This is a genomic window from Streptomyces sp. NPDC002690 (assembly GCF_053592415.1).
This window is the reverse complement of record NZ_JBSFVR010000017.1, coordinates 20,677-34,281: the sequence shown is the minus strand read 5'-3', so window position 1 is coordinate 34,281 and position 13,605 is coordinate 20,677. Positions and strand designations below refer to the sequence as shown.

Genomic DNA, 13,605 nt, shown 5'->3' with positions numbered 1-13,605 from the left:
GTAGATCTCCTTGTCGCTTGATGTTCTACAGTTCACTTAGTGCGTAGGCACGCACGACGTCGGGCAGTGTTTCACCCGTCACAGTTCGCCAGGTTTGTTCCAGAGCCTGCACCCCGAGCAATGAACTCGAATGCTTGAGAAAGTCAAGGACTTGGGCGGTCGCTGGATGAGGGAACTCCTCGAAACATGCCAGGCATTTGATCGTCCAGGTCAAGGATTCAAGAGGGCGGCCGCGTGTCTCAGCCAGTATGACAAACTGGCGATAAATGGCGGCCATTGAAGGCAGGTCCTCCAGCCTCTCTCTGATTGCCAAGGAGCGTCCGTACCACTCCTCCGCTTCCTCCAATAGTTTCCGGTGCCGGGCCAGCATGCCGAGTTCGTGGTAAATCCTGGCCATCCCAGGCTGATCACCTAGCTCCTCCCAGATGGCCAGGGAACTCAGGTACCACCTCTCTGCATCCTCGAAATTTCCTCGCCCCTGAGCCAACATGCCCAGTTGCTGGTAGCTGCTGGCCATCCCAGGCCGGTCTTGTAGTTCCTCATCAATCGCCAGAGCGCTCTGGCACCACCTCTCCGAATCCTCAAACTCGCCTCGCTCATGCGCCACAATGCCGAGTTCGTGATAGCTGCTGGCCATACCCTGCCGGTCCTTTAGTTCCTTTTCGATGGCCAAGCACCGCTGATGCCACTTCTCTGCATCTTCCAACCGTTTCTCATCTTGAGCCACGAGGCCAAGCTGGTGATAGCTGCTGGCCATCCCCGAACGATCACCTAGATCCTCCCTGATAGACAGGGAACTCTGATACCACTCCTCCGACTTCCTGAATTTCCCCCGCAGCTGGGCCACCAAGCCAAGCTGGCTATAAACTGTCGCTAGGCGGCCGCGTTGCCAGGTCGTGGCGGGGTAACTTTGCAGGGCATGGTGGATTTCCTGGTAAGTGCGCTCGGCTTGGCTAAGTTGACGTGCTAGTACTTGTTGGTGCGCTTCACGGCCGACTAGGAGCAGCCAAAGCGAACCTGCGGTGGTATCAAGGCTGGGCGGGTTGCCGTCAATATCTTCGAGGGCGAGCCGTGCGCGGTCGACCCAGCCGCGTACCTCCTGGATGAGGCCCTGGCCTTCCCAATAGTCGTTTAGTGGCCGCACGAGGGATTCTGCCAGTGCCCACAAGCCTTGGTTCAGGGCATAGCCGAGCATGCTTCCCAAAGTCCGCCGTTGAACATGGATGAGCGCGAAGGCGAGTGCGGTATTCCCGCTCTTCAACTGCGCATAGACCCATCTACAGAAGGTGACCTGAGCGTGGAGCAGTGCCAACAGTGCTGCCCCGTACTGATCGGCGTATCTATCGGGATCGTGTCTCCGCCACATGGCGGTGAGGTAGGGCGGCAAGGCAGGATGAATCCGATATACGCCCTCCGCTAGTTCGGTGAGGAGCCCGATACTCGCCGTCCGCTGCAGTAGCTGCTCCCATTCTTCGGCAGTGCGCTCGCGGAAGTGTTCGGGAACCGTCGGCACCCGCGAAAAGACTCCGAGCACGTCACTGAGAACGACGTCGTGAAACAGGCTGAGGGCAATTAATGCCTGCTGGTCAGCAGCGGGCAGGTAGGTGAAGGAGTAGGTAATGCTCGCGAACAGCGACGTGCTCCGTGCGCCATCTGCACGGCCCAGCAGGGATGCCTCACCCCGCTGGAGCCCATTTAGGAGTTCTTGCGGGTCGTGCCTGTCCAGGTGTGGGAGGACCAGACGCATGCTGAGCGGGTGCCCGTCCAGCGTTTGCATCAGCTCGCCGAAGGCTCGCTGCTCGCGCCGCCGACCCGCATTCGGGTAGGGGGCAAGGAGTTGCTCGGCGTACGCGGTTGCTTCCTCAAGTTCGAGGCCAGGTACCTCGATTCGGCGTACGTCGCCGAGCCAGGTTTCCGGGGTGCGGCTGGTAACGACCACCGAGCTCCGGCCCTTCTGCATAACTCGTTGGAGAAAGGCGCGCAGGGCGTCTCGTTCCTCTTCTGCCAGGGGTGGAGTTGCGCCGCTGGGGTCGGGCATTGTATGCGCCGATTCGAAGTTGTCCCAGATAAGGAGCAGCCTCCGGGTCGCGAGGGCCTCTTCTACAGCTGCGTGCCGCTGTTGGGGGTCAAGGCGGGAAAAGCGGGTGCCAAACACCTGTTGACCGACCACGTTGACAACACCGTCCAGACCGAAGGTGGCCAAACCGGGCTCGAAGGAATGCCAGAAGACCCAGTCCGGCTTATCCACTGCCCCGCTGTCGCGGCACCAGCGACCAAACGCCTTCGCCAGTTCGGTCTTTCCAGTGCCGCCTGGTCCATGCAGCACCACCACGCGCTGTAGCCGTGCTGCTATGTCGAGGGTATAGAGCAGACCGTCACGTCCGACGAACTCCCCCTCCGACGCCAGCCTCTCGTCAGGGTGCCGTTTGTCAGCGTCACTGTTCTCAGACTGCTCGCGGATCCTGTCCAGGATCGCATCCAACGATTCGCCTGCGGCCCGCTCGGTGCGCAGGCCCGGGAAGGCCACCTCGCTGCGCTTGTATAGTACGGGAACCATCCAGTCTGCCAGCGGTAACATCCCTTTCGGCGAGGGCCGACGGTCCTGCTGCGCCAGACGCTGGCGTCCAGCCGTTACCGCCTCCGCCACTTGATCGCCTGCAAACAGTCGCTCGTAGAACGCCGCCATGAATTCTGATGCCGCTACTGCATACACGCTGTAGGCCATCGCAACCACCGCGCCGGCGCCTGCCTGCAGCAACCGGGTAGCGACCGCCGCCTCCACCTGCGAGCCGATCATCCCCGACTGGCAGGCATTTAGCACCACCACCGGTACTTGGGCCTGGGCGAGCACCTGTGCCACTCGCTCGGCTGGCACCTGATCTGCTCCCCCTCCTGGCTTCTCAAAATGCAGCATCCCTCTCGGACCCGGCCCCTGAAACGTCAACGGCTCCCCAGCCGGGACCGGGCCCCCAGGCACAGTGAAAACGCCATGCCCGTCGAAGTGCACAATTTGAAACGGCTCACCCGCCGCCCGCGCCTCCTGGAGCACCTCGCCCAGCCTCTCCAGCGTTGGCGGACGCAGCACCACCAGCTCTACCGCGCCGCGTACCGCTTCCAGCCGACGCAGCAACGGCCGGGCAATCATCTGGTAGCTCACGTCCTCGGCCCCGCGCGGACGGGAGATGACCATAAGCGCCCGCAGCCGCTCGCCCCGGACCGTGAACACCTCACCCAGCTCTGCGCTCGGCAAGCTACGCGTCACCGAAACACCATCGAGCGCCAGCGGCGCCGAACAACTCGGATCGGCCATCAATTCCCACGGCAACCCCAAAACCGATGCCACAGAGGACCGCAGTACAACCTCCAACTGGCCGCCACGGGCCCGCGCCCGCACATACGCCTCCCGTGGAGGTCCCGAAGCGAAGAGAGCCTCGAACACCCGGGCGCCCCAGGCCGGCAACTGGTCAGCGATCCGCGGCCCCCGCTCGCCGTAGACGCCGAACGGCGCGCGCAGATAATGCTCTAGATACCAGCGCAGGTCGCATAACGTATCGACGTCCAATGGCCACGCCAACTGCTGCGGCGTTCCAACCAGAGCAGGAAAGGCTTCCCCTGACCGCCACTCCGACACCGAAACCCGACCTTCGGCGTCAAAGTCCACAATCAACCGTCCAACCACGGCCCACCCCCCCCGTTAGGCGCCAACATACGGTCTCTCTGTGGAGCGCAGCCTAGTTAAAGTTCAGTGCCACGGAGTAGCCACCCGGATGGACGGGCCCTCCCCGGAGAGCCCCCGGACGGGGTACGGTAACGACCCAGACCCGGCGTCACGGACATGTAGTGTATGTATCGTCGCAGTTCAGAGCCGGTATCCGAGCTCCTGCGGTCGGTAAAGTCGAGTACAAGAGGGGCTCGGACAGCGGTGTGGTGTCGCAAGCGCTCTTCTACTTGTCCTGGCTGAAATCGGCGCGGATCGAGTTCGAGGCCCTCGTGCGAGAGGTGTTGGGCGCGGAGGTCGCTGAGTCCGTCGACTGGCGCCGTCCGCGGATGGTCTGCATAGCGGCCGGCTATTCCGTTCATGACCTGGTGGCTGTCCAGCAGTTGCCCGAGCGGATCGACCTGGTGCGCTACCGCGTCTTCGAGGGCGGTCTGTTGACCTTGCAGCTCGTGGACTCCTCGCCCGGCATGCCGAGCGTCGCTCCGACCCGCCGTGCCAAAGGACGGGAGGCTGCGCAGGATAGCGCTTCGGCCGCTTCGCCGGTTCCCGCGCTGGCGGAGCCAGGTCTCGTGCCGGAGTGCCTGCGTGATCTGTACGGAGAGCTGGACGAGGCTCTCACGGCGTGGGGCGAGGTCGAGGTGGCGCAGCTTCGGCACTACATCGCCTACCGGCGGCTGGTGAACGTGGCGTCGGTGCTCTTCCGGCCGTCGCACAAGGTGATCTTGGTCTACCTGCGGCTGGACCCGGATACCGTCACGCTGGAGGAGGGCTTCACCCGGGACATGCGCGGCGTCGGGCACCTCGGGACCGGCGACCTAGAGGTACGCGTCGGTTCGGCGGCCACGCTGGAGAAGGCGGGGCCGTTGATCCGGAGAGCGTACGAGGCGGCCTGACACAGCCGGAAGGGCGGCTGGAGCATCGTCATTCGATGCTCCAGCCGCCCTTTTGACGTCTGCGGGGCCCCGGCGCCGGGCTCTGTGTTCTCGTGGTCATTCGGCCGGTCCCGCGAGGACGAAGTCGTCCTGTGTCAGCTCCGCACGGAGCCTCTGCTCGGCCACCTCTGCGTAGTGCTCGGACAGTTCAACGCCGACGAAGTTGCGGCCCTCGCGCAGGGCGGCAACTCCGGTGGAGCCGCTTCCGGTGAACGGGTCGAGGACGGTGCCGCCTTCGGGGCAGACCTGGACGAGCTGCTGCATGATCTCGACGGGCTTCTGGGTGATGTGGACGCGGTCCTTGCGGGGCTGGGAGGCGATGTAGTGGCCGGGGAGGTAGAGATCGCGGGTGTTGTCGAGGGTGCCCTTGACCCCCCAGACGATGAACTCGCTGTCCTGCTTCGGGCCGCCCTTCCGTGGCCGGCTCGCGGGCTTGATCCACGAGATCGTCCCGGACCAGGTCCAGCCCGCCATCTGCAGGGCGTCCGTGGTCGTCGGTTCCTGGCGCCAGTCGGTAAACACCATGACGACCGCGTGCTCGGTGGCCGCGCGGTACGACTCGGTGAGCAGTTCGGTGAGCCAGGAACGGTAGGAGCGCTGGTCGCGGTTCTCACCGGGGAAGTTGGCGAGGTCGTGGGTGCTGTTGCTGGTGACGTACTTGGCGCGAGCGGTACGGCCGGTGCGGTCCGCGCTGGTGCGTCCGCCGCTGTTGTACGGGGGGTCGGTGATGACGGCGTTGACGCTCTCGTCCGGGAGGGTCTTCAGGACGGTGAGGGCGTCGCCCTGGTGCAGCGTGTAGCTCATGCGCGGGCCTCTTTCAGTGCACGTGGATCCGGACCCCGCTCCACGAGAAGCGCAACGGCGCCTGATCGGAACGGGGTTGACCGGGACGTTAGCCGCGATTCCCGGTGGCACCTAACGCAGGACCGACGGGTGCCGAGGTTCAGGAGCAATAGTCAATACCTGTGGATGGCTTGGTCGCGGCGGCGGGTTGGTTCCCTGGATGACCTGCCAGCCGGAGTGCGGGGTGGCTGACGTCAGGAGTTGGACTCCTGTGCCTCGGAGGGTCACGAGCGCGGTGTGGACGGGGTCGAGTTCCTCGACCGAACGACGGTAAGCAAGGATCTGCGTCAGTTCCAGGTCGATGGCTTCTGCCGAGTCGCGGATACGGTCGAACCGGGCGCCGCGGCGAACCGGCCCGAGCATGCAGCGCACGGTGGCGGTGGCCTCGGCCGGGTTCACGATGGTGACCTGATCGATCGCCAGTTCCACCTCGGCCACGTGGCTGCCGGGGGTGCGGAGCTTGGTCATGCCGCCGCCTCGGCGCGTTCGACCAGGACGCCGTTCTCGAAGCAGGCGCCGGAGCGGACCAGGGCAACGAGGTGCGCTCCGGTGATCGCGCGCCAGCGTTCCTGGGCGGACTCGACGAGCTTGAACACCATCGCGAGAGCCGCAGCCGGGCTGCCCGCGCCGCGGGTGACCTTGGTGCGGAGCTTGACGGTGGAGAACGTCGACTCGATCGGGTTCGTGGTCCGCAGGTGGACCCAGTGCTCGGCCGGGAAGTCGTAGAACGCCAGCAGCTCCTCGGCGTCGTCGGTGATCTTCGCAACGGCCTTCGGGAACTTCGCGCCGTAGGTGCGCGCGAACGCCTCGATCGCCCTCTCGGCGTGCGCGCGGTCCTCGGCGTTGTAGATCTCCTGCATCGCCTTCAACGCGCCGGGCTGGGCGGACTTCGGCAGGGCGTTCGTGACATTCCTAGATTTGTGGACCCAGCATCTCTGGTGCCGGGCTGTGGGGAACACCTCGGCCAGAGCCCGCCACAGTCCCATCGCGCCGTCGCCGACGACGAGTTCGGGGTCGCGCATGCCGCGTCGGCGGCAGTCCCGCAGCAGGTCCGCCCACGACTCCGTCGATTCCCGCAGCCCCTCCGCCAGCGCGATCAGCTCCTTGGTCCCGTCCAGCCGCACCCCGAGCAGGACCAGCACACACGAGTGGGCCTGGCCGAGCCGGACCTTCGGGTGCACCCCGTCGGCCCACACGTAGACGAAGTCCCGGTCCGACAGGTCCCGGCTCTGGAAAGCGGCGTGGGCATCGCCCCACTGCTTCGTCAGCCGGGTCACCGTGGCCGGCGACAGCCCGGCGGCCGAGCCGAGGAACTGCTCCAGCGCCGGCACGAAGTCCCCCGACGACAGCCCGTGGAGGTAGAGCAGCGGCAGTACCTCGCTCACCTTGGGCGACTTGCGGCACCACGGGGCCAGGATCTTCGAGGAGAACCGCTTGCGCTCGCCGGTGACCTCGTCGACACGGCGGTCGTTCACCCGCGGCGCGGTGACCTCGACCGGCCCGGCGGCGGTGGCCACGGTGCGGGGCCGGTGACGGCCGTTGCGGACCACCAGGCGGTGCCCCAGCTTGTCGGTCTCCGCCGCCAACTCGGCTATGTACTGGTTGACTTCCGCCTCCAACGCGGCGGCCAGCATCCTCCGGGCGCCCTCGCGGACGATCTCATCAATCAGGGAGCCGGACTCCGTCGAACCGTCGGCATTTACTACGCTGAGCACGGGCGTGCCTTCCCAACCCGCGCCGCAACGCGGGCCTACTCGGAGACCTTCAAAGGATCATTCGGGAAGGTACGCCCTCCGCGTTCCTCCCGGAAGCGATCCACAAGTCCTGAGCATTGCTCCCTCGGACCTACGGCCCGGTGCCCGATGCCCTCACTCAGGGGGCACTGGGCTCCGGGCCGCCCCGCCCCGCGAGGACTTCCGTCCGTGCGCATGCTCCTGGCCACCCGCCCCGGCTACCGCCGCAGGTACGCCCACGCTCGCCGACGCTGCACGTGCTTCTACGTCCCCCGACGGTACGGACGCGGCTCGAACCGGGTACGCCGCCGAGCTGCTCGGTTCACCGAACGACGTTTCTAGGAAGCCGACTTCACCGAACAGCCGACAACGCCCCTCCGTCTTCCGCACCGGTCCCGCAAAGGAAATCCGTATGCCCTTCCGCGCCCCGCTCACCAACCACCACGCCGACGGCACCGACTGCCCGGCCTCCCACAAGCACTCCGTCTCCGGCAAACCCCTCCTCCCCGAATGCCCCGGGCGCGCGTACTCCCAGGCCGTCTGCTCCTGCGGCTGGGAGCTGCGCCAGTCCGGCAAGGGCTACGTGGCCGAGCGCCGACGACGGCACCTCGCCCAGCACGCGGAGGAAGCCGAAGCCGCCTTGACGACCCGGTCCTGACGAGGCCCAGGCCCAACCTCTCCCACCATGCTCTCTTGAAGGTCTCGATGCCCGCTCACCTCACCGTCGGCCACCTCCAGCGCCAGCTCCAGGACCTCGACCCCAGCCTCCCAGTCCGCTTGGCCGTCAACCCGGACTTCCCGTTCGCCCACTACCTGGGCGCCGACGTCGTCGTCCTCGACGGCACGGCGTACCTCGCCGACGACGGCCAAGAGGACTACCTCCCGCGGGACGTCAGCCACGCCCTCGGCTGGGTCTGATGTCCGCCGCCCCTCTACGCCCACCGGAGGCCGCCATCACCACTCCTCCCCTTCGCACTCTTCCGCTGCAGGGTCTCGCCGTGCGGCCCATGCCGACCGAAGTCCGCGGCGCGGTGGTGCAGCGCGTCTCCGTCCGGACGGACGGACCGCTCGACATCGCCTGGCTCCCCGCCACCGCCCCGAGACTTCCCATGGGACGAATCGTCCTGCGCTGGGAGCCCGCTTCCCTCGGGGGCTGGGACGTCACCGCCCATCTCGCCCTGGCCACCAGCGAGGTACACCTCGCCTCCTGGCCCTCCGCCTCGAACCACTGGCCCCAGATCGTCCGCCCGACCCTTCACGAGGTCCTCGGCCTCACCGCCGCCCTCTCCGTCGCCACAGCTGCCCTCACCGTCTCGAACCGCCTCGCCGAGGTCTGACTGACCGAACTGCATTGATGGACAGGGTTCGATGCTGTCCATTCTCCTCGGCAACCCAGATATCTCCTCTTCCGAAGACCTGCATGGTGGCCGGGAGCGGTCGGGAGGCGGCTTACTGCGGTACCTGTGTGAGGAGAGGTCAGCTGACGCGGAGGAGTAGCCGGTGTCGGTGAGCATGCAGACAGTGGGTTCCTGGTCAGGGTGCTGTCAGAAGTCCGTGCATGGCGCCTGTCCGGTAGCGTTCGATGGCTTCGACGACGTGCTCCTGGCTGGAGAGGCAGAAGCCGCCGTACATGTACGCGGGGGTGCGCAGTGGCCGGCCCGCTCCGAAGAGGAATTGTGCGCCGCGCTCTCCGGCTTCCAGTTCGACGGATCCTGTTCCTTGTTCGAAGACGGCGAGGCCGGCGGGGCCGAGTTCGCCCCGATTCGCGGTGGTCGCGATGCGGCCGTTGCCTTCGACGGTCATGACGAAGCCGCGGAAGTCGGCTTCGACGGGGACCTCCAGGCGGGTGCCGGGTGCCAGTGTCAGGTCGTAGACGTGGGACCCGGATGCTTCGCGCACGGGTGAGCGCAGGCCGAATGCCTCTCCGGCGACCACGCGGAGGGTGACGCCCTCGGCCGGGTTGTCCGTGGGGAGTTCCTGGGGGGTGAAGTGCATGCCGTACGGGTCGTCGCGTTCGACGGTCTCGGGGAGCCGTACGAAAATCTGGGCGCCGTGGCCGAGGCGTCCGACTTCTTCGACGACTTCGTCGTGGACGATGCCGGAGCCCGCGACGGTCCAGTGGACGCCGCCGGGTTCGATCATGCTCTTGTCGCCGAGGCTGTCCCGGTTGCGGAAGCGGGTGGTGGAGTCGTCGAACAGGTAGGTGACGGCGGAGAATCCGGCGTGGGGGTGTGGCTCGAAGACCGGGCCGGTCATCCGGAACAGGTCGGTGTTGAGGAACGGGTCGAGGTCGACCGCGAAGCGCGCCCCGCGTGCGGAGAACAGTGTTCCCCGTTCGTGGGTGTCGATCTCCATCACGGTGGACAGAACGCGGGGCGTCTTCATGGCGTGCTCCTTCGATTCGTGGTGGCAGGTCAGCCGGCGTGGACGGCCGGGGCGGGCTCGCCGTCTTCCTGCTTCTTGGCGTTGATGGCGAACAGGGTGATCAGCAGGCCGGCCACGAACAGGGACCCGGCGACGGTGAAGGCGGTGGTGTATCCGTGGGTGAGGGCGTCACCGGCCTTGGCGACCAGGGGGAAGTCCTTCGTGGCGATGGCGCGGTAGAAGGTGTTCGCCGCTTCGGGCAGCCGGTTGTCGGCCGCCGAGGTCGAGATGGTGGTGAGGACGGCCAGGCCCAAGGCTCCACCGATCTGCTGGGCGGTGTTGAGCAGGGCGGAGGCGATGCCTGCGTCCTGGTCGCGTACGCCGCTGACCGCGCCGAGTGTCATGGGAACGAAGCTCATGCCGAGTCCGAGTGCGGTGATGAACATGGCGGGCATCAGGTGGGCGGCGTAGGAGGATCCGGGTTCGAGGGTGCTGAACCAGAACATGCCCGCCGCGCCGATGACCAGACCGGGTCCGGCGATCTGCCGGGGTGCCAGCTTGGCGACCAGCTTGGAGCTGATCCCGGCGGCCATGCCCATGCCGAAGCTGAACGGCAGATAGGCGAACCCGGTCTTGACGGGGCTGTAGCCGAGGATCTGCTGCATGTACAGCGTGAGGAAGTAGAAGGTGGCGAACATGCCCGCGCCCAGGAACAGCATGGTCGCGTAGGACCCCGCGCGGCTGCGGTCCTGGAAGAGGCGCAGCGGCAGCATGGGGTGCGTGGTCCTCATCTGGAGGGCGATGAAGAGTGCGAGCAGGACGACGGCGACGCCGAAGAGGACCAGGGTGAGTGTGTCGTTCCAGCCGTTCTGGCCGCCGCGGGTGATGGCGTAGACGAGGGCGATGAGGCCGCCGGTGCCGGTGATCGCTCCGGGGATGTCGAGGCGTCCGGTGTTGCGCTCGCCTTCGGCGAGGATCTTCGTTCCGGCGAGGACGGCGATGCCGATGGGGATGTTGACGAAGAAGACCCAGCGCCAGTCGAGGTAGTCGGTGAGGACGCCGCCGAGGAGGAGTCCGACGGTGGAGCCGAGTCCGGCCATGGCGGCGTAGACGCCCATGGCCTTGTTGCGGGCCTTGCCCTCGGGGAAGTTGGTGGCGATCAGGGACAGCGCGGTGGGTGCGGCGATCGACGCGCCGATGCCCTGGAGGACGCGGGCACCGATGAGGAGTTCCTCGTTCGCGGCGAGTCCGCCGAGGACGGAGGCGAGGGTGAACAGGGCTATGCCGATGCGGAACATCCGGCGGCGTCCGAAGAGGTCCCCGGCCCGGCCGCCGAGCAGGAGGAGCCCGCCGAAGGCGAGCGCGTACGCGTTGACGATCCAGGCCAGGTTGGACGCCGAGACGTCGAGGTCGGTCTGGATGCTGGGGAGCGCGATGTTGGTGATGGTGCCGTCCAGCACGACCATCAGCTGCGCGGCGGCGATGACGACGAGGGCGAGGCCGAGGTGGCGCTTGGGCGGCGTCTCTCCCGGCAGGGCGGACTCCGCGTCCGCGGGGGTGGTCGTGCTGTCGGTCGGCATGAAGAACTCCTTGTTCAACGCTGGGCCGAAGCGGCCGGAAGAAAATATATACAAGCGTTGAGGTTTTCCTTCATCGGCCCCAGGCCCGCGCCCACCGCACCCGAACATCGGCGCCCCTCCTTCGCGTTCCGGTCCCGGCGGCGGGCACAAAGGGATGGATGGACAGGGACGGGGAAGCGCCGGCCGGGCGGCCAGTCACGAACTCCTCGTGCGGCGCGGGCAGGACGTCCTCGCCCAGCACGTCGGGCGTCTCCGGCCCGGGCTTGAGAGGGATGCCGCCGGTGCCGATGGCGAACGGTTCGCGGCAGGCCGCGCTCGGGTGACGACCTGCTCCAACGAGCCGCCGCGTGCGCGCGGGACCGCGCGACGTGCGGGAGGTATTGCCGCGGCCAGTCCCGATCGGGTGACGGACGGACCTGCCCCGGCCCGGCCGGCTGACTGCGCGACGGCAGCGGGCGAATGGGCGGAGGGGGAGCCATGGCGATTCAAACCATTTGAACTGATTAGTCCTTAATGTGCAGTTCGGTCTACAGTGGACGCATGATCTACGTTTCCCATTCGCTCCCCGTCAACAGCGGCACTGACGTGCATGTCACCCGCGCCCAGCTCTGGGAGGGGCTCGTCCAGAAGGCCAACAACGCGTTGCCCTTCGTGGCGGCCATGACGGAGTGCACCGTGACCGAGCGGCTCAGTGACACCGTCTTCGATCGCGACATCGTGGTGCTCGGAGAGCCTCAGACGGAGCGGATCACTCTCCTTGAACCCAGCCGCGTCGTGTTCACCCGCACGGCCGGCTCGGTTCTGGGCGTCATCGCCAACGAGATCGAGGGCGAGGACGACGATCTCCGGTTGCGTTTCAGTTTTGCCTTGGTCGTCACCGGCGTTGAGCCGGGCTCCCAGGAAGAGCAGGACTTCGCCGACGGCATGAAGGCCGATTACCTCAAGGCCGTGGATTCCACTCTCCGCGCTGTGCGCGCCTCTGTGTCCCAGCGGTAGCCGTCCGCGCCCGTCCCCTCCGCCCACGGGCGGTGGCGTATTTCCCGGCGCGGCCGTGTCGCCGTCGGTCGGGAGCTACTCTCCGGTGGCGTGGCCGGGGGGCGACTGCCCGTCCGTGTCCAGCAGGGAGCTGAGCACGGGGACGGCCAGACGAAGGATGTCCTCGGTGGAGGCGGCTGCCAGGTCGGGCATCGCCAGCAGATAGCGCTGGCTGGCGATGCCCATCATCATGGCGCCGGCCAGGGCCGCGCGGAGGCGGGCGTCGTCGGCGTCGATCCGGGCCGCCATGGGGTCGACGGCCTGCGCGGTGATGTGGGTGCGCAGGAGTTCTGCCGCGTCCTGACTGGTCATGCTCGTCCGCAGGAGGACCGCCATGGGGCTGTGGGGATCGGCGGCCCAGGCATCGAGCATGCCGCTCAAGTAGTTGTGCACGCTGGCGGCGGGGTCGGCCACCGACATCTCGGCCATCGGGATGTCCCAGGCGACCGCTTCGCGGAAGAGCGCTTCCTTGCTGCCGAAGTACTGCATGACGGCTGACTTGTCGACGTTGGCGTCGGCGGCGATGGCCCGGATGGTGGCGCGTTCGTAGCCGGCTTCGGCGAACCTGCCCCGGGCCGCGTGGAGGATGCGTCTACGGGTTCGCTCACCCTTGCGCTCGGTGGCGACTGGAGATCCGCTCGTCCGCGTGGGCCGGGCGGTGGCGCTGTCTCCGCCCGGGGAGGGAACCACCGCGCATCTCCTTCGTGCCGTTCCTGTTCGTCAGCCGATGCTACAAGGACGGGCCGGTGTCCCCCGTCACAGCCCTTCGGTGCATTCCGGTTCGGCGGAGGCCGCCGCGTGCGGGGACAAGGACCTCTCCAGGCGGGTCAGAGAAGCCAGGACCTGGTCCTTCTCGGCTTCGGTGAAGTCGCCGACCGCCGTGCGTTCGAGTTCGGCCCAGATGGCTTCGACCTGGCGGCGCAGGGCGATGCTCGCGGGGGTCGGCTCGACTATCACCGAGCGCTTGTCGGTGGTGGAGGGGATACGGCGTACGAAGCCGGCCTGTTCGAGCCTTTTCACGCTGCGGGTCATGGTGGGGGCATCGGATCCGACGCGGCGGGCCAGGTCGCCCTGGCGCAGGGCGCCGTGTTCCCACAGCTCCATCATGACCAGCTCCTGGCTGGGGTGGAGGCCGACTTCGCGCAGCAGGTGGCCGGCGATCATCCGGTGGGCGCGGGCCACGCGGAAGATCGCGTAACTGATCGGCCCGCGGCGTGCCGCCGACGGCACCCCGCCGGTGGGCGCGGTGGACGCACCGGTGTCGTCGTTCATCGTTCCTCCGGGTCGGGTGCCGAGGGCGGCAAGGGGTGCCACCGCACGGCGGCGTTCCTGGTCGTTCACTTTATGCGTTTGCAAGGACATGCCCGCGGGGCCGGGCGGCGCGTGACGTGCCGCCCGGC

The 13,605-nt window shown here is 67.1% G+C and carries 13 protein-coding genes; 5 read left to right on the top strand and 8 right to left on the bottom strand.

The genetic code is table 11. The annotated features are described in order from the left end of the window. Window positions 1–25: 25 nt before the first annotated feature. Window positions 26–3,679 carry a tetratricopeptide repeat protein gene (locus ACWD3D_RS04500; RefSeq protein ID WP_451459433.1) on the bottom strand — a complete coding sequence of 1,218 codons (3,654 nt, stop codon included), beginning with the start codon at window positions 3,677–3,679 and terminating at the stop codon, window positions 26–28. 161 nt (window positions 3,680–3,840) lie between these two features. Between ACWD3D_RS04500 and ACWD3D_RS04495 the strand changes: the two genes are divergently transcribed. After that, a complete protein-coding gene (locus ACWD3D_RS04495; RefSeq protein ID WP_451459432.1) occupies window positions 3,841–4,611 on the top strand; it encodes a DUF5655 domain-containing protein in 771 nt (256 codons plus the stop codon). Window positions 4,612–4,707: 96 nt separating this feature from the next. Here ACWD3D_RS04495 and ACWD3D_RS04490 read toward each other — a convergent pair whose 3' ends face one another. The 3 genes from ACWD3D_RS04490 to ACWD3D_RS04480 all read right to left on the bottom strand — a co-directional run bounded on the left by ACWD3D_RS04490 (window position 4,708) and on the right by ACWD3D_RS04480 (window position 7,208). After that, window positions 4,708–5,454 carry a DNA-methyltransferase gene (locus ACWD3D_RS04490; protein ID WP_451459431.1) on the bottom strand — a complete coding sequence of 249 codons (747 nt, stop codon included), beginning with the start codon at window positions 5,452–5,454 and terminating at the stop codon, window positions 4,708–4,710. A 111-nt stretch (window positions 5,455–5,565) separates the two neighbouring features. After that, entirely contained in the window at window positions 5,566–5,961 is a 396-nt protein-coding gene (locus tag ACWD3D_RS04485; RefSeq protein WP_451459430.1) for a hypothetical protein, read from the bottom strand. After that, window positions 5,958–7,208, bottom strand: a complete 1,251-nt coding sequence (locus ACWD3D_RS04480; protein ID WP_451459429.1) for an IS256 family transposase — start codon at window positions 7,206–7,208, stop codon at window positions 5,958–5,960. Before ACWD3D_RS04480 ends, ACWD3D_RS04485 begins: the two co-directional genes overlap by 4 nt. A 430-nt stretch (window positions 7,209–7,638) precedes the next feature. On the opposite strand from ACWD3D_RS04480, the gene ACWD3D_RS04475 reads away from it, so the two are divergent. The 3 genes from ACWD3D_RS04475 (at window position 7,639) to ACWD3D_RS04465 (ending at window position 8,563) form a co-directional block, all read left to right on the top strand. Continuing rightward, window positions 7,639–7,884: a hypothetical protein gene (locus ACWD3D_RS04475; protein ID WP_451459428.1), complete on the top strand. Its 246-nt coding sequence runs from the start codon at window positions 7,639–7,641 to the stop codon at window positions 7,882–7,884. Window positions 7,885–7,919: 35 nt separating this feature from the next. After that, window positions 7,920–8,144, top strand: coding sequence for a hypothetical protein (locus tag ACWD3D_RS04470; protein ID WP_451459427.1), 225 nt, complete (start codon window positions 7,920–7,922; stop codon window positions 8,142–8,144). An 89-nt stretch (window positions 8,145–8,233) separates the two neighbouring features. Further along, window positions 8,234–8,563: an esterase gene (locus tag ACWD3D_RS04465; RefSeq protein ID WP_451459426.1), complete on the top strand. Its 330-nt coding sequence runs from the start codon at window positions 8,234–8,236 to the stop codon at window positions 8,561–8,563. A gap of 196 nt (window positions 8,564–8,759) precedes the next feature. On the opposite strand, the gene ACWD3D_RS04460 is transcribed toward ACWD3D_RS04465, so the two are convergent. Both ACWD3D_RS04460 and ACWD3D_RS04455 read right to left on the bottom strand, forming a co-directional pair. After that, window positions 8,760–9,611 (bottom strand): pirin family protein, encoded by an 852-nt coding sequence (locus ACWD3D_RS04460; protein WP_451459425.1) that lies wholly within the window; start codon window positions 9,609–9,611, stop codon window positions 8,760–8,762. Between the two features lie 29 nt (window positions 9,612–9,640). Continuing rightward, window positions 9,641–11,170, bottom strand: coding sequence for an MFS transporter (locus ACWD3D_RS04455; protein ID WP_451459424.1), 1,530 nt, complete (start codon window positions 11,168–11,170; stop codon window positions 9,641–9,643). Between the two features lie 540 nt (window positions 11,171–11,710). On the opposite strand from ACWD3D_RS04455, the gene ACWD3D_RS04450 reads away from it, so the two are divergent. Beyond that, window positions 11,711–12,166, top strand: coding sequence for an SRPBCC family protein (locus ACWD3D_RS04450; RefSeq protein ID WP_451459423.1), 456 nt, complete (start codon window positions 11,711–11,713; stop codon window positions 12,164–12,166). 75 nt (window positions 12,167–12,241) lie between these two features. Here the strand turns inward: ACWD3D_RS04450 and ACWD3D_RS04445 are convergent, their stop codons facing one another. Both ACWD3D_RS04445 and ACWD3D_RS04440 read right to left on the bottom strand, forming a co-directional pair. Next, complete coding sequence (locus ACWD3D_RS04445) at window positions 12,242–12,895, bottom strand: TetR/AcrR family transcriptional regulator (protein ID WP_451459422.1); 654 nt, start codon at window positions 12,893–12,895, stop codon at window positions 12,242–12,244. Window positions 12,896–12,961: 66 nt separating this feature from the next. Beyond that, the gene (locus ACWD3D_RS04440) at window positions 12,962–13,477 is read right to left on the bottom strand and encodes a MarR family winged helix-turn-helix transcriptional regulator (protein WP_451459421.1); all 516 of its coding nucleotides are present in this window, start codon (window positions 13,475–13,477) and stop codon (window positions 12,962–12,964) included. Between the last annotated feature and the right edge of the window lie 128 nt (window positions 13,478–13,605).

Bases quoted from the DNA above. Each gene is read 5' to 3' on its own strand.
- ACWD3D_RS04485 (WP_451459430.1), bottom strand. From the start codon at position 5,961: ATGACCAAGCTCCGCACCCCCGGCAGCCACGTGGCCGAGGTGGAACTG.
- ACWD3D_RS04440 (WP_451459421.1), bottom strand. From the start codon at position 13,477: ATGAACGACGACACCGGTGCGTCCACCGCGCCCACCGGCGGGGTGCCG.
- ACWD3D_RS04465 (WP_451459426.1), top strand. From the start codon at position 8,234: ATGCCGACCGAAGTCCGCGGCGCGGTGGTGCAGCGCGTCTCCGTCCGG.
- ACWD3D_RS04490 (WP_451459431.1), bottom strand. From the start codon at position 5,454: ATGAGCTACACGCTGCACCAGGGCGACGCCCTCACCGTCCTGAAGACC.
- ACWD3D_RS04460 (WP_451459425.1), bottom strand. From the start codon at position 9,611: ATGAAGACGCCCCGCGTTCTGTCCACCGTGATGGAGATCGACACCCAC.
- ACWD3D_RS04475 (WP_451459428.1), top strand. From the start codon at position 7,639: ATGCCCTTCCGCGCCCCGCTCACCAACCACCACGCCGACGGCACCGAC.
- ACWD3D_RS04455 (WP_451459424.1), bottom strand. From the start codon at position 11,170: ATGCCGACCGACAGCACGACCACCCCCGCGGACGCGGAGTCCGCCCTG.
- ACWD3D_RS04450 (WP_451459423.1), top strand. From the start codon at position 11,711: ATGATCTACGTTTCCCATTCGCTCCCCGTCAACAGCGGCACTGACGTG.